The sequence below is a fragment of the Kluyvera sp. Awk 3 genome, from assembly GCF_028069715.1.
Lineage (GTDB): Bacteria > Pseudomonadota > Gammaproteobacteria > Enterobacterales > Enterobacteriaceae > Kluyvera > Kluyvera georgiana_A.
This window is the reverse complement of sequence record NZ_JANEWH010000025.1, coordinates 21,219-45,114: the sequence shown is the minus strand read 5'-3', so window position 1 is coordinate 45,114 and position 23,896 is coordinate 21,219. Positions and strand designations below refer to the sequence as shown.

24 protein-coding genes and 1 pseudogene are annotated in these 23,896 nt (G+C 57.5%); 3 read left to right on the top strand and 22 right to left on the bottom strand.

Annotation, left to right across the window (positions count from 1 at the left end; genetic code table 11):
* Positions 1-272 precede the first annotated feature (272 nt).
* Both NNN71_RS07825 and NNN71_RS07820 read left to right on the top strand, forming a co-directional pair.
* Positions 273-1,154, top strand: a complete 882-nt coding sequence (locus tag NNN71_RS07825) for a hypothetical protein (RefSeq protein WP_271458238.1) — start codon at positions 273-275, stop codon at positions 1,152-1,154.
* A gap of 80 nt (positions 1,155-1,234) precedes the next feature.
* Positions 1,235-1,675: a GNAT family N-acetyltransferase gene (locus NNN71_RS07820; RefSeq protein ID WP_167577254.1), complete on the top strand. Its 441-nt coding sequence runs from the start codon at positions 1,235-1,237 to the stop codon at positions 1,673-1,675.
* Positions 1,676-1,872: 197 nt separating this feature from the next.
* On the opposite strand, the gene NNN71_RS07815 is transcribed toward NNN71_RS07820, so the two are convergent.
* The 20 genes and pseudogenes from NNN71_RS07815 to NNN71_RS07720 form a co-directional block, all read right to left on the bottom strand.
* On the bottom strand, positions 1,873-2,238 hold the full coding sequence (locus NNN71_RS07815) for a VOC family protein (protein ID WP_271458237.1): 366 nt from the start codon (positions 2,236-2,238) through the stop codon (positions 1,873-1,875).
* A gap of 184 nt (positions 2,239-2,422) precedes the next feature.
* Entirely contained in the window at positions 2,423-2,905 is a 483-nt protein-coding gene (locus tag NNN71_RS07810) for a glutathione peroxidase (protein ID WP_163449056.1), read from the bottom strand.
* Positions 2,906-3,009: 104 nt separating this feature from the next.
* On the bottom strand, positions 3,010-4,254 hold the full coding sequence (locus NNN71_RS07805; RefSeq protein WP_271458236.1) for an MDR family MFS transporter: 1,245 nt from the start codon (positions 4,252-4,254) through the stop codon (positions 3,010-3,012).
* Between the two features lie 14 nt (positions 4,255-4,268).
* Entirely contained in the window at positions 4,269-5,030 is a 762-nt protein-coding gene (locus NNN71_RS07800; protein ID WP_163449058.1) for an ABC transporter ATP-binding protein, read from the bottom strand.
* Positions 5,030-6,067, bottom strand: a complete 1,038-nt coding sequence (locus NNN71_RS07795; protein ID WP_163449059.1) for a FecCD family ABC transporter permease — start codon at positions 6,065-6,067, stop codon at positions 5,030-5,032. The genes NNN71_RS07800 and NNN71_RS07795 overlap by 1 nt, the downstream gene beginning before the upstream one ends.
* Positions 6,067-7,065: an ABC transporter substrate-binding protein gene (locus NNN71_RS07790; RefSeq protein ID WP_163449060.1), complete on the bottom strand. Its 999-nt coding sequence runs from the start codon at positions 7,063-7,065 to the stop codon at positions 6,067-6,069. The genes NNN71_RS07795 and NNN71_RS07790 overlap by 1 nt, the downstream gene beginning before the upstream one ends.
* 166 nt (positions 7,066-7,231) lie before the next feature.
* Positions 7,232-7,576: a DUF1294 domain-containing protein gene (locus NNN71_RS07785; RefSeq protein ID WP_167575363.1), complete on the bottom strand. Its 345-nt coding sequence runs from the start codon at positions 7,574-7,576 to the stop codon at positions 7,232-7,234.
* A 91-nt stretch (positions 7,577-7,667) separates the two neighbouring features.
* Positions 7,668-8,627, bottom strand: coding sequence for a YbgA family protein (locus NNN71_RS07780; RefSeq protein ID WP_271458235.1), 960 nt, complete (start codon positions 8,625-8,627; stop codon positions 7,668-7,670).
* A 13-nt stretch (positions 8,628-8,640) separates the two neighbouring features.
* Positions 8,641-9,171, bottom strand: a complete 531-nt coding sequence (locus NNN71_RS07775; protein WP_167575361.1) for a DUF3833 domain-containing protein — start codon at positions 9,169-9,171, stop codon at positions 8,641-8,643.
* Positions 9,168-9,695: a hypothetical protein gene (locus NNN71_RS07770; RefSeq protein ID WP_223803040.1), complete on the bottom strand. Its 528-nt coding sequence runs from the start codon at positions 9,693-9,695 to the stop codon at positions 9,168-9,170. Before NNN71_RS07770 ends, NNN71_RS07775 begins: the two co-directional genes overlap by 4 nt.
* Positions 9,692-10,177: a DUF2878 domain-containing protein gene (locus NNN71_RS07765; protein ID WP_163449064.1), complete on the bottom strand. Its 486-nt coding sequence runs from the start codon at positions 10,175-10,177 to the stop codon at positions 9,692-9,694. The genes NNN71_RS07770 and NNN71_RS07765 overlap by 4 nt, the downstream gene beginning before the upstream one ends.
* Positions 10,174-11,394 (bottom strand): SAM-dependent methyltransferase, encoded by a 1,221-nt coding sequence (locus NNN71_RS07760; RefSeq protein WP_223803041.1) that lies wholly within the window; start codon positions 11,392-11,394, stop codon positions 10,174-10,176. Before NNN71_RS07760 ends, NNN71_RS07765 begins: the two co-directional genes overlap by 4 nt.
* Positions 11,391-12,112 (bottom strand): annotated as a pseudogene (locus NNN71_RS07755) (DUF1365 domain-containing protein). The gene NNN71_RS07760 and the pseudogene NNN71_RS07755 overlap by 4 nt, the downstream one beginning before the upstream one ends.
* Positions 12,109-13,359: an NAD(P)/FAD-dependent oxidoreductase gene (locus tag NNN71_RS07750; RefSeq protein ID WP_271458234.1), complete on the bottom strand. Its 1,251-nt coding sequence runs from the start codon at positions 13,357-13,359 to the stop codon at positions 12,109-12,111. Before NNN71_RS07750 ends, NNN71_RS07755 begins: the two are co-directional and overlap by 4 nt.
* Positions 13,356-14,075: an SDR family NAD(P)-dependent oxidoreductase gene (locus NNN71_RS07745; protein WP_271458233.1), complete on the bottom strand. Its 720-nt coding sequence runs from the start codon at positions 14,073-14,075 to the stop codon at positions 13,356-13,358. The genes NNN71_RS07750 and NNN71_RS07745 overlap by 4 nt, the downstream gene beginning before the upstream one ends.
* Positions 14,072-14,506: a nuclear transport factor 2 family protein gene (locus tag NNN71_RS07740; protein ID WP_163449069.1), complete on the bottom strand. Its 435-nt coding sequence runs from the start codon at positions 14,504-14,506 to the stop codon at positions 14,072-14,074. The genes NNN71_RS07745 and NNN71_RS07740 overlap by 4 nt, the downstream gene beginning before the upstream one ends.
* Positions 14,507-14,721: 215 nt before the next feature.
* A complete protein-coding gene (locus NNN71_RS07735) occupies positions 14,722-15,450 on the bottom strand; it encodes a MerR family transcriptional regulator (protein ID WP_163449070.1) in 729 nt (242 codons plus the stop codon).
* Positions 15,451-15,643: 193 nt separating this feature from the next.
* Positions 15,644-17,431, bottom strand: a complete 1,788-nt coding sequence (locus tag NNN71_RS07730) for an aryl-sulfate sulfotransferase (protein WP_271458232.1) — start codon at positions 17,429-17,431, stop codon at positions 15,644-15,646.
* Between the two features lie 24 nt (positions 17,432-17,455).
* Positions 17,456-18,199 carry an ABC transporter ATP-binding protein gene (locus NNN71_RS07725; protein ID WP_271458231.1) on the bottom strand — a complete coding sequence of 248 codons (744 nt, stop codon included), beginning with the start codon at positions 18,197-18,199 and terminating at the stop codon, positions 17,456-17,458.
* Entirely contained in the window at positions 18,196-19,764 is a 1,569-nt protein-coding gene (locus NNN71_RS07720) for an ABC transporter permease (RefSeq protein ID WP_271458230.1), read from the bottom strand. Before NNN71_RS07720 ends, NNN71_RS07725 begins: the two co-directional genes overlap by 4 nt.
* 223 nt (positions 19,765-19,987) lie before the next feature.
* Here NNN71_RS07720 and NNN71_RS07715 point away from each other — a divergent pair, with 223 nt between their 5' ends.
* Positions 19,988-21,055 (top strand): ABC transporter substrate-binding protein, encoded by a 1,068-nt coding sequence (locus NNN71_RS07715; protein WP_167575353.1) that lies wholly within the window; start codon positions 19,988-19,990, stop codon positions 21,053-21,055.
* On the opposite strand, the gene NNN71_RS07710 is transcribed toward NNN71_RS07715, so the two are convergent.
* Together NNN71_RS07710 and NNN71_RS07705 are read right to left on the bottom strand one after the other, a co-directional pair.
* The gene (locus tag NNN71_RS07710; protein ID WP_163449075.1) at positions 21,052-21,990 is read right to left on the bottom strand and encodes a LysR family transcriptional regulator; all 939 of its coding nucleotides are present in this window, start codon (positions 21,988-21,990) and stop codon (positions 21,052-21,054) included. The two genes, NNN71_RS07715 and NNN71_RS07710, sit on opposite strands and share 4 nt — an antisense overlap.
* 68 nt (positions 21,991-22,058) lie before the next feature.
* Positions 22,059-23,843: a diguanylate cyclase gene (locus tag NNN71_RS07705; RefSeq protein WP_271458229.1), complete on the bottom strand. Its 1,785-nt coding sequence runs from the start codon at positions 23,841-23,843 to the stop codon at positions 22,059-22,061.
* Positions 23,844-23,896: the final 53 nt, after the last annotated feature.

Genomic DNA, 23,896 nt, shown 5'->3' with positions numbered 1-23,896 from the left:
AAAATCATCTGTACGCATCATTATCGGCAATCAGTCAATAAACATGATGCTCCAAAACAAAACGGTTCGCTTTTGGCACTGAGCGGACAAGCTAACAGAACTGAAGGTTCGCTATGAGCGAGGAGCAGACCTGATTGTACAAAGCATGTAGCCAGATTACGGTGAATTCACTGATTGACAAGTGAGTCAAATCTGACGAGCATCCAAGGAAACAAAACTGCGCTAACGTAACCAAATCTGAATAACTGATCGGTTCACGAGGACAACACATAGTGTCATTTAATAATAAAAACCTGTTTATTACTTTCTTATCCCTCTGCACATTTCAGGCTTATGCAGCACAATGCACTGGGGAAACCTTCGCTAAAAACAAACTGAACAACTTCATCCTTCTGAGCCAGCAGACAAGAACTGAAATTCCCAAATCTGTATCAATGACTATTGATAGTCCTGATGGGTATCTCCGCACATCGGTTCAAAGCAACTTCAGTCAATGCGGTGAGCTAATTGGCGGCCATATGAAAGAGGTCAAAACCTCAACAGGCCAGGAAACCGTTTTCACGGCAACCTCTGAAATTCAGTTGAATAAAACAGAATTTGGCTGGAGCATCCAGGGAGACTCAAACGGGGTCATAACCGATAAAAAAAGCCAGAAAACCACACAGGTATATCAGCAGACTTTTGAGGGAATGTACCAGCTTAACAATAAAGGAATTATCAGCCGCGCGATTAATCGATCAATTATCGCGGCCACAAAACCGGAAGATAAAGACAAAACCACAGTGAGCACAATCGACTACGCCTTCAATTCGTCAGGATTACTGGCAAGCGCAACAAGCAAAGGAAGTATGGTGATAGATAATAATACGATTGTATACAGTTATGATGACCATCATCGCCTGATCAAAACCCAGTCACCCTCAACCATAGAAGAGTATGGCTATGATAACCAGGGCCGCGAGTTGACCCTGAGCAAGACCCAAACCTATTTCACCATCGAAAAAAATCTGACCACCTGCGAGGAGTGGAACACACATGGAGAGTGCACTCATGCCAATATGGATATTACGATCACCCCAACCGATCGGACAGGTAAACAATATGTCGACAAACATAACGCCGTAATGACGGCGAAATATGAATACTGGAACTGACCATTTCACCTACTACTGTAAGTATCCCTACAAAAGAACCACCAACTTTTTCACTAAACGATTATGAAGGAGGTTATGGCATGGTCTTAATCAGGACGCCAAAGTTAAAAGATATACCCTCTCTAAGTAAGTTGTTTCTGCAACTGGGATATCAAACAGAGGGAGAACGCTTAGAAAAGCACATTGCGCAGGAGCATACCGGTCTTAGCATATTGGTTGCCGAATCAGAAAAAGAACTTTGCGGGGTTATTGTGATGAATTTTATCACGCCTCTGCATGAAAATAGCTTATGGGCATTAATTTCAGCTCTGGTCATAGATGAATCATTGCGAGGGGCAGGGATCGGGCGGAAGCTCCTCATCGCCGCTGAGCAAATCGCCCTGGAGAAAGGATGTTCTCAAATTGAGCTTTCAAGCAGTGAAAGACGAGTCAGGGCACACAAGTTTTATGAAGATAATGGTTATCAGGAAGTGAGGAAGCGTTTTGTTAAACACCTCGACGACGTTCCCGTTGTAAATTAACGCCCTCGCAAGGTTTGCATTGTTCGCTCCTGGCGCAAACTGCGAAGCATGGTATCCCGTAGCATCCGCCGTTTCCCGGATGCACAGTTTCTTTACCTGCCGGTATGAGGTAAACAGCCAGACGACGTTTACCCGACATTTTTCACAGACAAAAAATGCCCCTCCCCGTCCCAATCCCTCGGATAGCTGGCCTTTAATCATCCCGGCGCATGGCAGACCGCCTCAATATTATGGCCATCAGGGGCAATGACAAATGCCGCATAGTAGTTTTCGCCGTAGGAACGTAAGCCTGGCGCTCCGTTATCCTGGGCGCCCGCACGCAAAGCGGCATTGTAAAACTCATCAACTTGCTGCCGGGTTTTAGCGACAAACGCCAGATGCAGAGGAGCCGGTTTGTCATTCGTGTGGAACAGGCAAAGTGAAACATTGTCGGAACTCATTTCAACACCGTAGTCCGGTGTGCCTTCATCGATGAGAGTCACGCCAAGCGGCTGAAGCGCATTGAGGAAGAACGTCTTACTTTTTTCATAATCACTTACGCCGAATTTCACATGATCGAACATTATTTATTCCTCGGAAAAGATGAACAAATAAAGAGTATAGAAAGAGATTTAAGTTAAATTCATTTAAGAACGCGTCAATGTGATGAGCATCAATTTTAAAGATCGCGATATCGACAGCATCAGTCCTGTTTGTTTTTTTAAGCTCCGCCCGAGCATCCTGAAATAAAATCAAATAACAGGAAACTCAGATATCAAGCGCGGCCTTAATTGCAGCTTCCATTTTCTCCGGGGTCGTCAACGGCGCAAAACGTTTAAGCGGTTTGCCGTCGCGGCCAATCAGAAACTTGGTGAAGTTCCACTTGATTCGCCCACCCAGCACGCCGGGCAACGCATCCTTCAGATAACAAAACACCGGGTGCGCCGCCGCACCGTTGACTTCCACTTTCTCGAACATCGGGAAACTCACACCATAGTTGATGTGGCAGGTCTGCGCGATGTCATCTGCATTTCCGGGTTCCTGCTGACCAAACTGGTTGCAGGGAAAACCCAGCACCACCAGCCCCTGGTCGGCATACTTCTTGTAGAGCGCTTCAAGACCTGCATATTGCGGCGTGAAGCCACAATGGCTGGCGGTATTGACTACCAGAACCAGCTTACCGGCGTAGTCGGCCATCGGGATAAGCTGACCATCCAGACTCGTCGCGGTGAGTTGATAAAAACGATTCATATCGGGATCCTTATGGCAAAACATTGTCGTCATCGAAGCAATTCCGATTTCCCACCACGCAGCCGGTTAACAGCAATACACCTGCGAAGGCCTGGGCAGCTTCCTTAACCAAATCGGGTTTTGGTGAGCAACGGGCGGCAAATCAGCACCATCGCCACGGCGCTACACAGGGGAAACAGCGCCAGCAATAGCCAGGGATAGATGGCCTGCGTTGAAGGGGTCAGCGCCTCGTCAAGCAGCCCGCCAAACGCTGAATTCCCCGCCAGCACCGCGACGCCGCCGGCAGTGGCGAGCGCGCCATAGTGCGCACCAAGCGTCGACTCCTCAGCAAAACGGGGGATCAGATCCTTAGCCGACGGCACCAGCAGCATTTGCCCTAAGGTCAGCAGCGTCACAAAACATATCGATGGAATTAACCGCTGCCAGCCTTCTGCCGGCGGCGTCGAGGCGAACAGCGCCACGCTGGCGAAAGCGGCGGAGAGCAGTAAAAACCCCACCGGCAGGATCCGGACGGCCCCCACGCGATGGGCAAGCCGCGCCAGCGGCAGCTGCAACGCCACAATCAGCAGCGAGGCGAGCATAAACAGCGGCCCGAGATCCTTTTCACTGCCGCCCGCGCGCTGGATCTCAACGGGCAGCGCCAGATAGAGTTGGTTATAGCTTAGCAGCCACGAACTGTAGGCGATAATAAACGCCACGAAACGCGGCTGACGAAACGTCGTCCACCACGGCAGAATGTTGATCTTCTGCGTGCGTCGCGGCGCGGCGGGCAAAGCGAAGGAGAGTAGGATCAGCGCAACGATAAAAACCCCTGCCCCCGCCAGCGCAACCTGACGAAAACCAAAGCCCGTCAGCAGCGCGCCCAACGCGGGCCCCAGCACGGCACCAAGCTCACCGCAAACCGCAAACAGCGCGAACCACTCCGCGCGGCTGCGCTTGCCGCTCGCCTGACTTTGTGTTCCCGCTTTGGCCAGCAAGGCTTCAATGGAGGGTGAAAACAGCGCCCCGCCGATCCCCGTCAGGCAGGCTCCCAGAATAATCGGCCACAGCGATTGGCCCAGCGCCAACAGCAGATATCCCACAACCCGGATAACACAGCCAATCAGGATAATCGCACGCGCGCCAAACCGGTCGGAGAGCGCTCCACCGATAATAAACATCCCCTGCTGTGAGAAAGTACGCAGCCCCAGAATCAGGCCAATCAGCCCCCCGGAAAGCAGCATGTCGTCACGCAGAAATATCGCCAGAAACGGCACTACCGCATAGAAGCCGATATTAAAGACAAACTGGCTACCCAGTAATACCGGCGGCCAGAGCGTCCTGGCGGGGCGCAGGGGAAAACGCAGCATGCAATTATCCGGCCTTAAACAATAAAGTGGATATGTTTTTTACCATGGAAGCGGGAAATCTCAATTTTGGTCTTCACGCGAAAAACATCCCACAGCAGTTCCTCACTGAGAATATCCTGCGGCGTTCCGCTGGCGATAATTTGCCCTTTTTGCATCACAATCAGCGAATCGCAGAACATGGCGGCATGGTTAAGATCGTGAATAGCCACAATGCTGGTCACCGGCAGTTCGCTAATCAGCTGCATTAACTGCATCTGGTGATGAATATCGAGGTGGTTGGTCGGTTCATCAAGCAAAATCTCCGTCGGCGTCTGCGCCAAAGCACGGGCGATATGCACCCGCTGACGCTCCCCGCCGGACAAACTCAGCCACCCCTGCTCACTTTTATCCAGCATATCGACGCGCTGCAGCGCCGCGGTGACGGTTTCGTCATCGTGCGTGCTCCAGTTAGAAAACGGCGTATGATGCGGAATTCGCCCCAGTTTGACCACGTCGCGAACGCGCATATTGGCTTCGGTCATACCGTGCTGCTCAACAAACGCCACCCGGCGAGCAAGCTGCTTTTTCGCCATCTTCGCAATGTCTTTACCGTCGAGCGTCACGCAGCCCGCATCCGGGCGACGCAGGCCTGCAAGAATGCGCAGCAGCGACGATTTGCCGCAGCCGTTAGGGCCAAGCAGCCCCACGGTTTCACCGCGCGCAACCTGTAGCGAAACGTCGTTGACGATGACCTTTTTACCGACCTTCCAGGTAATATGTTCAGCGCAGATACTCATCACTTATTCCTTGAACGGTAGATAATGATGGCAAAGAATGGCACGCCGACCAGCGCCGTCACCACGCCTACCGGCAGGCTTTGCGGCGCAATCAGCAGGCGAGAGGCGATATCCGCCAGCACCATTAAAATCGCCCCGGCCAGCGCGCAGGCAATCAGCAACGTGCGGTGTAGCGGGCCAAAGAAGAAGCGCATCACGTGGGGCACCACCAGCCCAACGAAACCAATCGAGCCGGCCATGCTGACGATGGTCGCGGTGATAAGCGCGGTGGTGGTAAAGAGGATGAGGCGCACCCAGGGGACCGCGATCCCCAGCGAGGCGGCGGCATCGTCGCCAAAGGTGAATGCATCCAGCGCCCGGGAATAATACAAACAAACGGCCAGGCCAATCACCACCACCACCAGCACCAGCTGGAATTCCGGCCAGCGCACGCCGCTAAAACTGCCCAGCAGCCAGAACATCACGTCACGCGCCTGCTGCGCGCTGGCGGAGGTGCTGATGGTGTAAGCGGTAATAGCGTTGAACAACTGAGAAGCGGCAACGCCCGCCAGAATAGTGCGTTCGTTCCCCCCACGGGCGCCGTTGGTCAGAAAAGCCACGAAGGCAAAGGCGGCAAAGGCCCCGGCAAACGCCCCGGCGGACAGCGATACCGCGCCGGTGCCGATACCCAGCACGACCACGGAAACCGCCCCCGTCGACGCCCCGGCAGAAACGCCGAGGACATAGGGTTCCGCCAGCGCATTCTTCAGCAGGCTCTGTAACACCGCGCCGCAGATAGCCAGCCCCGCGCCACAGCAAGCCGCCACCAGCGCGCGGCTCAGGCGAAAGTCCCAAATCACGCTTTCATAGATACGATTAAGCGGAACGTCGGTCAGCCCCATCTTATTACCGATGGCGTAAAAGACGTTTTGCAGCGGGATGGCAAGCTCTCCCACGCTGACGCCAACCGCAATCACCAGCAATAACAAGATGATAGATAGCAGGCACGAGGTGGTCAGAAACAGCCCCTGTCGCGACGCAATAGCGGCAGCCGTCATCAGTTGAGCCCCAGTTTTCTGAGCTGTTCGCCCACCTGTTCAGCGCCGTAGAGGGTGCGGATGGTCGGGTTCATCGCCTGCCCGTCCATCACCACGATATGGCCTTTCTTCACCGCATCCAGCTGGCTGACCGCCGGATCGGTTTTCAGGAATTTGATTTTTTCTTCTGCGTTATCCAGCGCCCAGCGGTTACGGTCGAGGCTGGAGACCACAATCACATCCGGGTTTGCCGCGATAATGCTTTCCCAGCTTACCGTCGGCCATTCGGTTTCAGACGTAATGGCGTTATGGCCGCCCAGCACGTTGGCGATAAAGCCAGAGGCGCTATTTTTTCCCCCAACGTAGGCATCAGCTGAAGGCGATGCGCTGGAGAACCAGAAGACGAAGGAGAGATCTTTTTTATTCTTGCTGAACTCCGCGCGCAGCGCATTTTCACGCTTTTTGAAATCCGCCACCAGCGCGGTGCCCCGGTCCTGCACATTAAAAATGGTGGCGAAGTCTTCAATCTCTTTATACAGCCAGGTCATGTCCCAGAGCTGCTGGCGGCTGCCGTACATATCGCCCGTGCCTTTTTTGGTGGCGCACATGCCGGGTGAAACATAGCTGTTTACGCCGAGGGTCGCGAAGTCTTCGCGTTTAGCGACCTTACTTTCCGGGCCTAATAAGAGGGGGTTTTGTGACGGAACAAAATCAGGGTTTTGCGCCAGAATAGATTCAAGCGTAGGAATCTCCACCGTCAACAGTTTGATTTTTTCATTCTGCTTCGCCAGCTGCGGCAGCACCTTCGTTGGCCAGAAGGCGCTGGCGACCACGTTATTTTGCAGGCCGAGCAGCAGCAAAATCTCCACCGTATTTTGCCCCAGCGCCACAACGCGCTCCGGCGGTTTGCTGAACGTCTCTTGATAGCCGCAGTTTTCAATGGTCAGAGGATAGGTCGTGGCCATAGCCGAGCTGACCGACGCCAACACCAGGCCCAACGCGCAGAGGGTCTTTTTCATTTAAACGCTATCCTTCATCAAAAGGGTTATCGAAAACCGGGTGGTCTTTTTTTAATGTAAATGAAACTCATTACTGAGGCGGAGTTTTATACAATGACCCATTTAGGGTGTCAATGAGAGATAACGCCCGCGGGTTAGCATGACCGCGGGCAGAATGCGTTGAGGGTCAGAAAGCGCGAAACGGCGAGAAATAATAGATGGCGATGGTGGCAGAGATACTGACGATGACGCTGATCATAAAATAGGTTTTAAAGGGCTGCTTTTGGGTTTTATGGCGAAAAACTTGCTGCCCGATCATCGCGCCAACCCATCCCCCTACCACGCCAAAGAACAGCAACGTCGCTTCAGGCACTCTTCGCCAGTCCTTGCGTGCCGCCATCTTATCGACCCCGTAAATCACCAGCGTCAGCAGGTTCGCCAACAGCAGCCACATCATCACAGGATGCGCGGTAAACAGGCTCGCGATCGCCGCGAGGGCCAGCAGCAAATAACACCAGCGGTTGAGATTCATAGAATTAACGGCAGTCCTGTTTAAACGATTTCGACGCCGCATTATACGCAGTGTCGGCGGCGGGAAGATACCGACGCCGACTCTCCCAACGCTAATTCACCGCCAGACGCAGCGCCAGGTCTTGCGGATACGGGTCGAAATAATTCTGCGTCAACAGATAGCCATCCGGGTATTCCGCAAGATAGTGTTTCAGTAGCGTCATCGGCGCAAGAATGGGCAGCACCCCCGCACGATAATGAAGAATCACATCCCGCAGCTCCGTACGCTGCCGCGTGTTGAGCTGATTACGGAAGTAGCCCTGGATGTGCATCAACACGTTGGTATGGTTTTTACGCGAAGCCGGTTTCTTGAGGATGGCCATCAGCTTATCGCGATACGCCTCAAAGAATGCGTCCAGATCCTCCCACGTATGCAGTGAGGCGACAAACGGCCCGATCTCCCGATACCCGGCCTGGTGATGCGCCAGCAGCTGCAGTTTATAGCGACTATGAAAATCAAGCAGCGCCCGCCGCGTCAGGCCATTTTTACGCAGTTGCTGTAGCTCATGCAGCGCAAAGACCCGCTCAACAAAGTTTTCTCGCAGCAGCGGATCGTGCAGCCGCCCGTCTTCCTCAACCGGCAGCCACGGGTACTTCGCCATCAGCGCAGCGGTAAACAGACCCGTCCCCTCTTTACGTCCGCGATTGCCCTTCTCGTCATACAGCCGCACCCGCTCCATCCCGCAGCTGGGTGATTTGGCGCAGACGATAAAACCGGATAGCTCGCCTAATCCGGCCAGATACCCGGCGCTAAAGTCGGCCATTTTTTCACTGACGTCTTCGTGAGGCGCATGGCTGAACCGCATACGGATATCGCCTGCGGTGGTTTGCACCAGCCGCAGCGCCGGGCGGGGGGTCGGCAGGCCAATCGCCATTTCCGGGCAAATGGGCCGGAATGATACCCACTGCGCCAGCCGGTCCATCACAAAGTCCGTCCGTTTATGGCCGCCGTCGAAGCGCACGGCCGCGCCGGTTAAACAGCTGCTGATTCCAATCACCGGTTGCGTTTTCATGGCGTCCTCCTCGTTATGGCGCTTTACGGGAGAAGAACAGCGTCACCGTACCGACGGTGAAACCGAATTTCTTCATCTCGGTTTTATTAAACAGATGGTTGCCATCCTGCAGATACATCCAGTCGTCAAAATGCAGTAGCCAGGTTTTGCCGTTGGCTTTCACATTCATGCTGTAATGCCAGTTGAACGCGTTTCCCGCCGCCTGCCCTTTGGCGACCCCTTCGATGTCTCCGGCGGTTCCCTCATAACGATCGTCGCCAAGCCGCCTGATGTGCCACACCCGCTGCTGCTTCTCGCCATCGTCATAAACAAACCGTTCATTCAGGGTTAAGGTATTGCCCACCACGTCGCCATTGATAGCCACGTGGAAACGTCGCAGCTGTTTGCCGCTGCGATCCTGAACCATCCCCCATGCCTGAGTTTCCCCCTGGAAATACTGGAAAATATCCAGCCGAGGTTGCTGCTGGCGGTAGTCGGCGATGTCGGCGCTACAGCCCGTCAGTTGCATCATTAAGGGCAGACTTAAAGCCAGTAAACGTTTCATTTTTGACCTCCTGTGAGCTGCTGACGCAGCTCCGGGTATTGAGTACGCGGATCGAGCCAGATGGCGAGAAAGTTTTGGCTGAAATCCGCCGACTGTCGGGGCCCCAGCGGCATAAAGCGCGTTTGCGCCGCCGAGGCGCGGTACCAGAATTGCCCCTGTTTATCGTTCAGCACGAAGGCCAGCTGCGTACCCGGTTCGACGTCCGGCCATAATTCCGCCAGCATGCGCAGCCAGGCCTGGCTCTGTGCCTCACGCGCCAGAATCCCCTGCGCCTGCCACTGCTCGCGGGTGGCGTTAACCAGATCCTCCCGCTCAATATGCCGGGCGTAGGTGATGATCAGCGCCTGATCCTGGGTTAAACCATGATATTGCCCGTCCGGCGCGCGAAGCTGGGAGGTATAGACCGTGAACGGCCCCCAGGTCAGCGTCGCGTCGCCGACTTTCCGCCAGCTCAACCAGTCCGCGGCAACGGCCGATGGCGCAGCGACGGCCAGACACAACAGCATCAGTAGCGCAGATTTCATTGCCGTCTCCCCAACAGAATGTGAAATAACAGCATTAACACCAGCCAGCCTGTCGTCAGCGCGCCGACGACGACAATCGTCGGTTGCAAAAAGGTGATGGCGCCCAGACGTTGTCCCAGCCAGTAGGCGATCGGTCCGCCGCAAACCGCCATCAGCGCCAGTATCCATCCCGGCAGCGTGGTTGAACTGGCGAGCTGCGTCCAGACCGTCGCGAACATCAGCCATAGCGCAATCATCCAGAGCGGCAGTACGCCTTCGCCATGAAAATCAATCAGCCCCGTCAGCGCCCAGAGCGCATCCAGGCAGCTGCCCGCCACCGCCAGCAGTAACGCGTATAAACGGCGCGCGGTGGGCAGCAGCATCAGGGCCAGAATGGCTATCCCGAGCCACAACACCAGTCCTTGCTCCCGAAAGAACACCACCAGAAACCAGTAAAGGTCGAAGCCGACGGCTAACAGAAAAATCTGCAGATAGCGTTTCATACGCGCTCTGCCGTCAGTTGCACCACGCTTATCGTGCGGGCGTTGAAACCGGCCTCGCAGTAGCCGAAGTAGTACAGCCACATCCGGCGAAAGCGTTCGTCGAAGCCCAGTTTCTCGATATCCTGCCAGGCGTGGGTAAAACGCTGCCGCCAGTGCGCCAGCGTGCGGGCATAGTCCGGCCCCATATCAAACAGGTTGCGCACCACGAAATCGGTATGCCGCGTCATCAGTTCGCTCATCACCGTGATGCTGGGCAAAAAACCGCCGGGGAAGATATAACGCTGAATAAAATCAACGCTTTTGCTGTAGTCGCGATAGCGCTGATCCTGAATGGTGATCGCCTGAATCGCCATTTTTCCCCCCGGACGCAGGCGCGCCTGGCAGGTGCGGAAGAAGGTGGGTAGATAGCGTTGGCCGACGGCCTCAATCATCTCCACCGAGACCAGTTTGTCGAACTCCCCGGTGAGATCGCGATAGTCACACAGCAACACCTGCACCCGATCCTCAAGCCCGGCGCGGGCAATGCGCGCTTTCGCCCACAGGAACTGCTCCTGCGAAAGCGTGGTGGTGGTGACGCGGCAGCCATAATGTCGCGCGGCGTATTCCGCCATCGCGCCCCACCCCGTACCAATCTCCAGCAGATGATCGCTGGCGGTCAGCGCCAGCTGCTCGCAAAGACGCGCCATTTTGGCCTGCTGAGCCTGCGTCAACGCCTGCTCATCGTCAGTAAACAGCGCGCTGGAATAGAGCAGCTCTTCATCGAGAAAGTGCGCATAAAATTCATTACCGAGGTCGTAATGCGCGGCGATATTTTCTCGCGCCTGCTGGCGATGGTTGCGACGCGTCCAGTGGCGCAGGCGTTCGATGGGCCTGCCCAGCAGACGAAAGCCGTTCTCCAGCTTTCCTAGCGTGCTGCCGTTGAGCGCAAAGATCTCCAGCAATGACGTTAAGTCATGCGTTTGCCACTCGCCGTCAATCCAGGCTTCCGCCGCCGCCAGGCTTCCTCCGGTCAGCGCCCGCCAGTACACCCGGGGGGAGAGAATATGCACTTCGGCGCGCAATGCGGCAGACGCGTCGCCAAACTGAAAGGCTTGCGCCCCTTCCCGCACCGTCAGCGAGCCGTGGCGAATGCCGCTCAGCAGCCGGAAAAGCAACCAGCGCGCGATGCGGACGTTGCGCGGAATATCGGGTTCAAGCGCAAAGACGGGATCGGTCATGATCGTTTACTCCTGCTCACGGATGGGTGTATAGCGGCACGCGCTTGAGCCACAGCTTCAGCGCCTGCCAGTAAATAGCGAGTACGGTTTTCAGCGTCATCAACGGGATGCGCAGCAGCAGTGAACGCAGGTTTGTTCGCGTCAGCGGCTCGCGTTTCAGCGTCAAGGTGGCATCAAATATCTTCGCCGTCTGATGATTTTCGATGTGCATATGCAGCGTTTTGCCTGGCGGGTTAAACCGCCAGTGATAGATCATGTCCATCGGGTTAAACGGCGAGACATGGAAGGCTTTTTCCACCGGCCGCAGCGCCTGGGCGTCGACGGCATAGTAGTGGCGCTCATTCCACGGCGTATTACGGACTTCGGCAAGCACCCACCGCAGGCTGTCTGAACGGTCATAGCAGTAGTAAAAATTGACCGGATTAAAATGGAAGCCGAGGTAGCGCAACTGCGTCAGCAGCATAACGCGGCCGTCAGGCTGCTCGCCGGTCAGCAGGGCAAGCTGCTCCAGCACGCGCGCTTTTAACGGCGTTCCCAGCGGATAATCCGCATCATAGAACGCCGCCGCCGCGAAGCGATTGCGCTTCACCCCCACGCCGGGAAGCTGTGGCAGTTCATCCAGATCGAGCCAGGCCATAAACACGTGGTAGCAAAACTGGTGCGCTTTGGGTTGAAAACGACGATGGCGTAATACGCCCTGGTAAAGGCAACTGTTCATTTGAGCGCCCCTATTCCGTGCACGACATCCAGCGCGCTGCGAACCCCGTCCTCGTGAAAACCGTTATACCAGTAAGCGCCGCAGAACCAGCTGCGATGTAACCCGTTGATCTCGCTGCGACGCGCCTGCGCGCGCCAGCTTTCCGGGTTAAACAACGGGTGCTCGTAAACAAAGCGTCGCCAGACGTAGCGGTCGTCAATCGAGGCGTCGGGATTGAGCGTGACGCAGAACAGCGGGCTGCCTGCGGGCAACCCCTGCAGAATATTCATGTTGTAGGTGACACAGGCGCTGTCCCGCTCCTGTTCGCTCAGCCGATAGTTCCAGCTTGCCCAGGCGCGTTCACGCACCGGCAGCCAGCGGCGGTCGCCGTGTAACACCACTTCATTGCGTTGCCAGCCGATAGCGCCCAGAACGTCTCGCTCGGCAGGCGTGGGTTCCTCCAGCATCGCCAGCGCCTGTCGGGAGTGGCAGGCGAAAATCACCTGATCGAAGGCGTGGACGGCGTCTTCAAGCTGGATTTTCACCCCGCCCTCGTAGCGAATCACCTGCTGTACCGGCGCGTTGAGGCGCAGCGTCAGGCGAGCGCCTAGCTGTTCCAGCATCGCGCGAATGTACTCACGCGAGCCGCCGGGAACCACATACCACTGTGGGCGGTCACGGATATCCAGCAGACCGTGATGCTCAAAGAAGCGTAAAAACAGCGGCAACGGAAAACGGCGCATTTCGTGTAGCGATGATGACCAGATTGCCGCGCCCATCGGCAGAATGTAATGACGGGCAAAAAAGGCGTCAAAACGGTGCTCTTCGAGGAACATCTGTAAAGTGGCGCACGGGTCGGCATCGTTTAACGCCTGTTTGGCCAGACGATTAAAACGGACAATCTCCTTCAGTAGCCGCCAGAATGCCGGGTTCACGAGGTTACGCCGCTGGGCGAACAGCGAGGTGAGCGTGTGGCCGTTATATTCAAGGCCGCTTTGCGGGTTATGCACCGAGAAACTCATCTGCGTTTTCTGGCCGTGGATACCCAGTTCGCTCAGCAGCCCCATAAAACGCGGATAGGTGCGGTCGTTGTAGACGATAAAGCCGGTATCAATGGCGTAGTGTCCCTGCGGCGTAGCGACATCAACCGTCGCGGTATGGCCGCCCGGCGTCGCTTCCGCTTCAAAAACGGTGACCTGATGATGGCCGGCGAGCCGCCAGGCGCAGGTCAGCCCGGCGATGCCGCTGCCAATAATCGCGATCTTCATGAGCGCACCATCCTGCGTAACAATAAGCGCTGCAGACATGCGGGAAGCCCGGCCAACGCGCGTAGCGCGATGCCAAAAGCGGTCGGGAAGGCGATATGGTTTTTCCCTTTCGCAATCCCGCGGCGAATGGCTTTCACCGCATATTCCACGCTCACCTGAGCGGGCATGGGGAAATCGTTTTTGCGGGTCAGCGGCGTATCGACAAATCCCGGAGAAACCACGGTAACGGCAACGCCTTTCGGCTCCCAGTCCAGACGCAGACAGTCGGCAAACCAGCTTAACGCCGCTTTCGACGCGCCATAGGCTTCCGCCCGAGGGAAGTGCAGCCAGTGCGCCATTGAACTCACCAGCACCACGCGGCTGCCGCTAATCAGCTGCGACTGCAAGGCTTCCAGACAATTGACCGGCCCCATGAAGTTGGTGGTCATCACCCGCGCGACCCGCTCAGCGTCGATGACGCCGCGTTCGAGATACTCGCAGGTTCCGGCACAGAGAATGACCAGATCGGCGTAGCACCCCTGAAGCGCCTGGCGACAGGCATCCAGGTCGGTCATGTCGAACTGCAGCGCGGTGATGTTGGGGCTGTACAGGCGCAGCGTTTCCAGGCGCAGGGCATCGCGGCCGCAGGCAATGACGTGATAACCGTCATCGGCCCACGATTTTGCCAGCCCTGCGCCAATACCGGAGGTTGCGCCGGTGATGAGGACAGTCATCATGAGCGCACCCTCCGTTTGACGCCACGCACCGCCCAGCCCAGCACCGGCAGGTGTTCGTAGAGCATCTCGCCGGCATCGTAGTAATCGCGCTGGTGAACGATCCGGTCATCCTGAATCTTAACCATCGAGCACCCTTTCAGGGCCAGCGATGCGCCTGCGGCAATGCGGGGATGCGACCAGTGCATGGTCCACGCCACGGCACAACGCGGCGCGTCATACAGCGGCGTCTCAATGGCAAAGCGGCAGGCGTTGACGTTAGCCAGCAGGTGCGTGAAATAACGCTGGATCGTCAGCAACCCGCGATGGGTGCCGAAAGGATCGACAAGCGTGGCATCCGCATCATAGATCGCGGCAAGCGCCGAAGCGGGCTGGCTGTCCAGCCCGGAGTAGTAATCAACAAACCTGTCGATGACGGATGGCAATGCGCTCATAGATCCTACCTTGTCGTGCAACAACATCGTGTGATGGCATATTTAAAACTTACACAATTAATAATATTTGTCCAAGTTTTGGATGAAATAATTTTTTAATCCTTTTAAATTCAATTTGATAAAAAGCATTCTGTGATGGGTTTAAAATGACAAAAATCAGCCCTGCCACCTGAACAGCGGCAAGGAAAAACGTCAGGATGGTGGAGAGGGAGGTGTTACAGCGGGATCACATCAAGAGAATCGACCTGCTGCTGCCAGAGGTCTATCTGTTTTTTTCGCGCGACGGTGAGTTTGCCGGAAGTGACCAGCAGCCATTTGCGCTGCGGGAAAATCTCCGGGGCCAGCGCGGCGGGCGCCGCGGGAAGTACATCAATGCGATGCCCCTGCCCGGTACGTTTCAGCGCTTCAAGCCAGATTTCGCAAGGGTCGCTAAGGTGCCAGCCGGTAATCAGGTAATTATCACCCGGCGCGCGTTTATCCCCTTCCAGACAAAACGAGGTGTAGGAGATGATGATGCCGTCGAGAATTTCCCGCAGCGTCATCATTGCCGCGACGTTGGCCGAGACTTTACTGCGCAGCGGGCGCAGCACTTCCGTCACCAGTTCAGGACGGGGATATTCGCGACCGGCGTCGTAAATCAGCTGGCGCAGGGACTCAATTTTGCCTTCTTTCAGGCGTTGCAGCATGCTCTCCTGCAAGGTGAGCCAGTTATTGGTTTGCCGTGCCCCCGGGCGGGACAGCAACGGTTTCACCTGGCTGACCGGCACGCCCTTTTTCACCCAGTCGAGAATTTTGAGCGCCTGCTGGATATCATCATCGCTGTACTGACGGTGCCCGCCATCGGTGCGCTCTGGCTTGAGCAGGCCGTAGCGACGCTGCCAGGCGCGAAGCGTCGTGGCATTAATGCCGCAAAGCCGGGAAAATTCACCAATGGAGTAGGACATAAAGCGCACCTGATAACCAACAATACACTCAATATACTACGAATCACGGCGGGTTGAAGGAAGTGCGAAATTTAGGGTAAGGCTTTCAGGATGTGCGCGCCTGTTGTTGATGGCTATCAGAACGTCATTTACGTCGCCCTGCTGAGATAAAAACCACTTAGCGTAAATACGGGCTTCCCTGCCCTTATTCAACTCACGCCGCGTTCTCATCCAGCCATGCCAGCAGCCCTTCCAGAGAGAGCTGCGCAGGCCCGCGTGCCGTGGGCTGGTCCTGTTTCAGCACCAGTAACGTCGGCAAACCGCGTACGCCGAGGGCCGCGGCGAGTTCCTGATGCTGGTCCGCATCAAGATAGCGGCTGTCGAGCGCGGCAACCCGCTGGCTGAGTTTTTCATGCGCCAGCAGCTGCCAGAGTTTGCGGCAATGTACGCAGCGCTCCGCGCCCACGAACAGCAGAATCGGTCGTCCACTCTCCAGCTCGCTTGCCGTAGCGATGGGTCTGAAGGCACTTTCCACGACGCGGAACAGCTTCGGACTGCGGCGCAGCGTGTCATTATCCGTCGCCACGCACAGCGCGTCGGCGCTTTTGCTGTAGGGCTGCACGCCCGCCACCCGCACCACGCTCTGCGCGGGACCTGCCGCTGCCGCACCGGGCTGGCGCAAGGTGCGAACATCGACGGCGGCAATCGGCGTCTCCTGCGGCTGCGCCAGCTGTGGGATCCAGCCATACGGTATACGGTAAGCGCGGTAAACCATATTGTTATTCAGCGTCTTACCCCAGAACGGCGAAATGTATTCCCAGACGATTTCATGGTCACGGGTGACCTCGAAAATACGCCCGTTTGAGCCTTCGTTAATTAAGGTGTTGCCGTTTTCCAGACGCTGCATATTGCTGATGTACGGGCTGTAGAAACGGTAAGAATCGGTCGGCTGCGGCAGGTCCGCCTCATACGGCGAGTAGCGCCACTCGATATCAAGGGTAATCGGGTTAATCTCGAGGATCCGCGAATGATCGCGCCAGGCGTTTTTCACGCCGTCCGCCGACGCGGGGTTCGGTGCGCCATATCCGGCCCAGCCGCCGTTATCGAAAATCAGGATATTGCCCGCTCCCGGTAGCCCCTGCGGAATCATATGCGCGTGGTGCTGGCCGATAATCCAGCCGATATGCTTCAGCTCCGGCTTGCTGTAATCGGGCCCAAGCTGCCAGACAATCTTGCCGCTCTGTTTATCGATAATGGCGATAATATTCGATTCGCGGGCGTCCCAGATAATATTGTCCGGATGGAAGCGTTGATCGCCCGCGTCATACCATTTGTTCGGCCCCAGCGCCGACATAGAGTTGATATGCATCCAGTCGCCCATGCCGCCGCCGCTGGCGCGCATGTTCGGATTGTTATACAGCGCCGTACGCGCCGCGTCGTCAAACCCCAGCTCCTCAAAATGGTCGCTGCAGCGCCATTCCCATACCACGTTGCCCTGCCAGTCGACCTCAATAATGGTGTCGTCCAGCAGCAGCTTGTCGGAAATGGCCTCGTTCACCAGGTTGGTGTGGGCCAGAATCAGCGTATTGCCCCCTTCCACCTGCGGCTCCAGCCCCGGCGCATAGTAGCCTACCGGGTTACCCGCTCGCTGATAATCATGGTGCGCGCGCGCCATCCAGCGGGTTTCATTACCGGGATCGCTCACCTGTTCGTAGCGGTCGAATTTCCAGGTAACGTTACCTTCCCAGTCCACCTGAATCAGGTCGAGCATATCCTGCATGCCGTAGCGCGGGTCGCGCTCGCCGCTGTGGCCAAGAATCGCGCCGCCGGGCAGGATTTTATTGGGAAACCCGTGTAGTTCAGGCCATTCACGCACCACGTGGCCGTTCATATCCACCAGCACCGCACCGTGTTCGGTGGCCTGGAAAAGGGTGTAACCGCTCCACGCCCGCTGTGGATCGTAGAGGGTGGCGCCGGTTGGGTAGACGGAAGGATGTCCCATATATTTGCTCCTTAAAGAAAAGAATCAGGCTGAAGTAATCAATTGGCGAATATGCCGGCAGGCGGCGGTAAACGACGCGTCGTCGCGTAGACGCGGGTGCGGCAGCGCGAGGCTCACCACTTCGCGAATCCGTCCCGGGCGCGGTGAAAGCACCACCACCCGGTCGGCAAGCGCCACCGCCTCTTCCACATCGTGCGTCACCAACAGCGTGGTGGTGCCGGTGTTTTGGTGAATCTGTAACAGTTCCTGCTGGAGCGTGTGGCGCGTCAGGGCATCCAGCGCGCCGAACGGTTCGTCGAGCATCAGGATCTGCGGACGGGCAACCAGGCCGCGAGCAATCGCTACGCGCTGCGCCATACCGCCGGAAAGCTGGGCGGGCAGCGCGCTGGCGAACTCGGTCAACTGCACGCGCGCCAGCATCGCCTGCGCTCGCTGGCGCTTCTCGGCCCGGCTAAGTTTTTCATCCGCGAGGCCAAGCATCACGTTGTCGATAACGTTCAGCCACGGGAACAGGCGGGGTTCCTGAAAGACGATGCCGCGCTCTTTACCCACGCCGGTCACCCGCTCGCCGTTGATCCGAATCTCGCCCTGAGTGGTCGGCTCCAGGCCCACCAGCATTCGCAGCAGCGTCGATTTCCCGCAGCCGCTGCTGCCCACCAGCGCCACCAGCTCGCCGGCGGCAATATCCAGGCTAAAGTTCTGTAGCGCCGTCACCTGTTGCCAGGATTTACGCACATGCTGAAAAGAGACCAGCGTCGAAGAGGTCATAGTTGCTCCTGTTGGCGCCAACGGGTGGCGCGAATTTCCAGTAAACGCCCGGCTTTATCCAGCGCCGCGCCGGTAACACCGACCAGCACCATGCCGCACAGAATGGTCGGCATATCCAGCAACTGCTGGGCGTTGATCATCAGACTGCCGATACCCACGCCGGAGGACATGAAATACTCCGCGCCGATATTGCCAAGCCAGGCATAAATCAGCGCCAATCGCAGACCGGCGAAGATACCCGGCGCCGCGCCGGGGAGAATCAGAGAGCGCAAACGTGCGAAGCCACTTAAACGCAGGACGTCAGCGACCTCGTCCAGCTGCGGGCTGCGCTGGGTGACAGCCTGTAAAGTGCTGAAGAACATCGGGAAGAAGGAGGCCAGGGCGATAAAGACAATTTTGCCGCCGTTATCGTTACCCACCCATGCGGTCAGCAGCGGCAGCCAGGCGAACAGCGCAATATGGCGTAGAACGTTGAGCGTTGGCGTGAAGATGTGCCCCGCGCGCGGTCGTAGCGCTAACAGCAGCCCGCAAAGCAGGCCGCTCGCGATCCCCAGCGCGCCGCCGATCAGCGCGCGACCAAGGCTTGCCAGCATCGCCGCGGTTAGCTCACCGTTCACCATCCCCAACACAAAGCGATCGGCCACCGCCAGCGGCGAGGAGAACAACGCGCCGTCGATCCAGCCCCACTGGCTCGCCAGTTGCCACAACACCAGCAGCAGCGCCGGCAGCTGCAACGCGCGCCAGCTGGCCTGCGGTTTCCAGGCCAGGCGACCTGTCGCGGGCTGCGGCCAGAACACCAGCCGCGAGTAGGCGCGATTCGCCGCCCACTCCATCAGCATGCCGCTAATCCCCACCACGGCGATGGTGACGAAGACGATATCCAGTTGAAACAGCTGACGTCCCCAGACCATCAGGTAGCCAATGCCTTCCGAAGAAGCCAGCAGTTCGACAACAATCAGCGACACCCAGGCCTGTGAAAGCGCCAGCCGCAGGCCGGTAAACCAACCCGGCAGACTCGCCGGGATCACCAGCCAGCGCAGGCGCTGCCAGCGGGAAAAATTCATCACCCTGCCCGCTTCACTCAGCGTCAGCGGTACGCTGGTCACCGCCTGCTGGGTATTCAGCGTCATCGGCACGACGGTGGTTTTCACAATCACCGCCAGCTTCAAACCGTTATCAATGCCGAACAGCACCATAAACAGCGGGATCCAGCCCAGCGTGGGAATCTGCGCCAGCGCGTAAAACAGCGGCTCCACTCGCTGCGCCGCCGTAGGGACTAAACCAAACAGCGCGCCAAGCAGCGTTCCGGCCAGGGTGCCTAACAGCAGCCCCAGCGCCAGATGCTGGAGGCTGAATCCCCACTGCGCCAGCAGGTCGCCGCCGAATAACGACAGTGCGGTATCGGCAACCACCGACGGTGGCGGCAGGATCTGCTCCGGCATCCAGCCTTCGCGAGCGGCGATGAACCACAGGACAAACAGCAGCGCGGGCAACAGCCACGGCCAGCCGTTCAGCCGGAATATGGGCCTTCCGGGAAGGCGGGTTCTGATGAGTATCTGCGACATAGCGGTCCACTTTTCGTGAAGTTATGCCGCTATAAAAACGTGACTTTTCGCACGCCGCCATTGCGTTACGTGAATAATCCCGATGCAACAAATGCATTTCAGCCTGCCGGGTACGCGGCCTTTGCTTTAGCTTTTTTTTGCCTTTGCTTTGCCAATAAAAGTATTTAACAGCGGGGCGGGCGGCTCTTTAGGGTGAGAAAAAAACTCAGGGGAGCAAGACGTTATGATGAAAGCACTTTTTCGCCGCACCATACTGGCACTGACGGCAACGGTCGGTCTGATGACCAGCCTTCACGCCGAAGAGCTGCGTACCATTCGTATCGGCGTACCGGATCAAAGCGCGGGTAGTCAGCCGTTTATCGAGGGGCCGGTGGGGATGGCGTATATTCGCCATCAGCTTGAAGACGTGTTCAAGCCGCAGGGCGTCGAGGTTCAATGGCAGTTCTTTAAAGGCGCGGGCCCGGCGGTGAATGAAGCGCTGGCCAACCGACAGCTTGATTTCGTTTACCTTGGCGACCTGGCCGCCATTATTGGCAAGGCCAACGGTCTGCCGACGCGCCTGCTGTTAGGCAGCCGCGGTTCAGAATCGTACCTGGCCGCCACAAAAGCCTCGGGCATCAAAACGCTGGCCGACCTGAAGGGTAAGCGCGTGGCGGTCTATCGTGGCACGGCTGACCAGTTGGCCTTTGACCGCGCGTTACAAAGCGCAGGTTTGACCGAGCGTCAACTGCAGGTGATCAATCTCGACTGGAACGCGGGCAAAGCGGCGCTGGCCGCCGGACGCGTCGATGCGGTGTGGGGCGGCGTCTCGCTGCTGGCGCTGCGCGGCGATAAGATAGACGTGGTGGTGAAAAGCGGCGATTCCGGCCGTCAGAACACCACCCAGGCGGGCTTCCTGGGCACCCAGAGCTTTATCGAAGCCTGGCCGCAGGCCACCCAGCAGATTATCGACGTGCTGGTAAAAAATGCGGCGGAAATCAGCAACGAGGCCAATCGTGAAGCCTGGTCAGCGGAAATGGCCAGACAGAGCCAGATTCCGCAAGCCCTGTTCCTCGAAGAGCTCCAGCCGCAGGAGCTGAACTTTAGCACCTCACCGCGTATCGACCCGTTTCTGACCGAGAGCTTCAGCAGCAGCGTCGAACAGGCCAAAAATGGTCGACTGATTCGCAGCGCATTTGACGCGAAGCAATGGGTAGACGGCCAGTTTGTTGAACAGGCGTTGAAAAGTCAGAAGCTGGAGAAACACTGGCCGCAGTACAATCCTCAGGGCCAGCCGCTCAACGCCGGTTAAACGCTCACACCCTGCGTCAACGGCTGAAGCTGACGGTCGGCATGCAGGATAATCTCCATCAGCTTTTCTGCAAGCGGCGGCTGGGCTGCATGAACCGGGGAGATAATCGCAAACCGGGTCTGCATCAGCCGCCACTCGTCCGGCAGGTCGCTCAACTCCAGCTTAACCAACTGATGACTGTGCTGGCACAGCGCAAAACCATCTTCACTGGCGAAGCTTATCGCCTCGGTATGCGCCAGCGTCGACCACAGCGCATAGATATGGTCGCACTGGATCGCCGGGGTAAAGTCTTGCCGCTGGCTCAGCGTCGCTAACACTTTACGCACACCCGGCGGTAAATAGGGGGCGGCAAACGGATAGCGCAACATCTGTTGAATAGAAACAGGCCCCTGCTTTGCCAACGGATGGCTGGCGTGGCAGACGAAGAAACAGCGTTGCGGGCTGAGCGGCTGAACCCGCAGCTGTGGATCCAGCTCGGCCTGCCAGCTGTCGGCCACCACAAACGGGTATTGCTGCGAGGTCAGCGCATGGTGCAGGGCATACCAGTTGTCGATATGAAAACGCACCCTCGCCTGCGGCAGACGCCGGTGAAATTCACCGACCGCCGCCGGAATTAACCGCGCGCCGGGCGCCGGGCCGCAACCGAACGCTACTTCGCCGTTTTGCGCATCGTCCGCTTCACGCAGATGGCTGCTTAACTCGACGTTCAGCTCCTGAAAGCGACGCGCGTAGGGCAGCAAGGTTTGCCCATGCAGCGTCAGGGTCGGGAGCTTGCTCTGACGGTCAAAAAGCGGGTGGCCGACGCTCTGCTCCAGCGCCTGAATGCTGCGGCTGAACGCCGATTGCGACAGGCAGACCGCCTCCGCCGCGCGATTAAAACTGCCATATTCAACCAGCGCGACAAAGTTGCGCAGTTGGCGAAAATCGAGATGCATAGGCCCGCTTCACTTTCTGTTTACATTTAATCACAGTACTGGAAAGCGGCGGTCCAGCGCAATGCCGGTCATCCGGCCTCCAGCATGCCAAAGCTGACAATTCGCGCCCGCCCCAGCTCTTTCGCGCGATAGAGCGCCACGTCGGCAGCGCGCAGCAGGTTGTCACTTTGGACATGTTCCGGGTAGCTGGCGACGCCGATCGAGACGTCCACGTGGCCAATATCCGTCCCGGCAAAACGCAGCGCCATCTCGCGCACGCCGTTATAAATATCGGTGGCAACGCGGCTGGCGGCCTCTTCATCCATGCCGTTAAGCAGCACCAGGAACTCTTCACCGCCGTAGCGGAAAGCCGTGCCCTGATCGCGCACCACACGCTGAATAATCGCGGCGACGCTTTTAATCACCCCATCCCCCGCCTCGTGGCCAAACCGGTCGTTAATGTGTTTAAAGTGATCGATATCGATCATCAAGCAACTGAGCGGTTCTTTGCTGCGCATGGCCAGGTTCAACTGAGTGCCCAGCATATCTTCGAGGTGGTGGCGATTACGCAGCCCGGTCAGCGGGTCGTACAGCGCTTTTTCCAGCAGCGCGTCGCGCAGCCGCTGGTTGGCCAGGGCCAGCCCCAGCGCCTCCGCCATCAGCTCCAGATAGGCGCGTGTCGAGGCGGTTTGCTCATTGAGATTCTGGAATGAGAGCAGCCCAATCGCCTCGCCCTGGGCAATCAGCGGTACGCACAGGGAATGGCTGTGGCACGTCTCCGGCAGATGGTAGCAGCCGATATCCGGCTCGCCGTGCACCGGCGGATGGCTTTGGCCGCGACGTACCGCCCAACATTCATCCGGGTGGAAAGGACTCGCTTTCCCCTCCGGCGATAGCCACTCGGCAACACAGCGCATCTGCCAGGGATCGCGGTCGAGAACAAACAGCCGTCCGGCCACGCCGGGCGCAATGTTCGGCGCGAACAGCTCCGCGACGTTAATGACGTCGTCAAAATTCTCGCAGCCTTGTAGGCGCTGAGTCATCCGCGCCAGCAGTTCGCGTATCGCCCAGTTGGCATCGCGCTCTTTCTCCAGCTGCTGCCGGGCCAGGCCGTTTTCGCGGAAAATACGCACCGCCTGCGCCATATCGCCAATTTCATCAATTTGCTTGAAGTCGGGCGTTTCCACGGCATAATCCTGCGATGCCAGCCGGTGCACCACGTCGCTCAAACGCACGACCGGGCGCAGTACGCGGTGTTGTAAAATAAAGCCCAGCACGAATAAAAACAGCAGCGCCGTCAGCCCCACCATCACTTCCGACAGCGTGCGCAGCGTGCGGGACGCCCGCGTCGCATCGTCAATGGCATCGCGCGCGCGGTTATCCAGAAGCTGGCGGAAGTGATCGAGTCGTTCCTGCGCGCGGTCCAACTCCTGCTCATAAATTTTGCCGTAAAGCAGCGCCATCGCCTGTGCGGTTTCACCGCGCGCCATATTGGCCAGCGCCGCTTGCTGCTCGTCCTGCAGCGCATCGACAATCTGCACGCCCTCGTGCAACAGCGCCAGCTCCTCGCCCGTCGCCCCGACGTCGTTCAGTTTTGATAATCGGTGTTCAATCGATTTCAGCGCGGTTTCTTTCTGCCGGTATTCCTTCAGCACATCCGGGTCTCTGCCGACGACGTACAAGCGCGCCAGATCGGATAGCGCCCAGGCGTCGTTGTCGATCTCCTCAGTGAGCTGGTCGAACACCTGTCGCTGCGCCACCGCCTGACGTTCAGTATTGTCCGCGCTGGAGGCCATCAACATGACGATACCGGAGGCGATAGTCAGACAGACCGTCGCGCCGTAGGCCCAGTTTGTTATGGTCGCTATTCTCACCGATGGCTTCCTTCTGCGACGAATATTCAATAAGCATCATGGAAATTATAGGA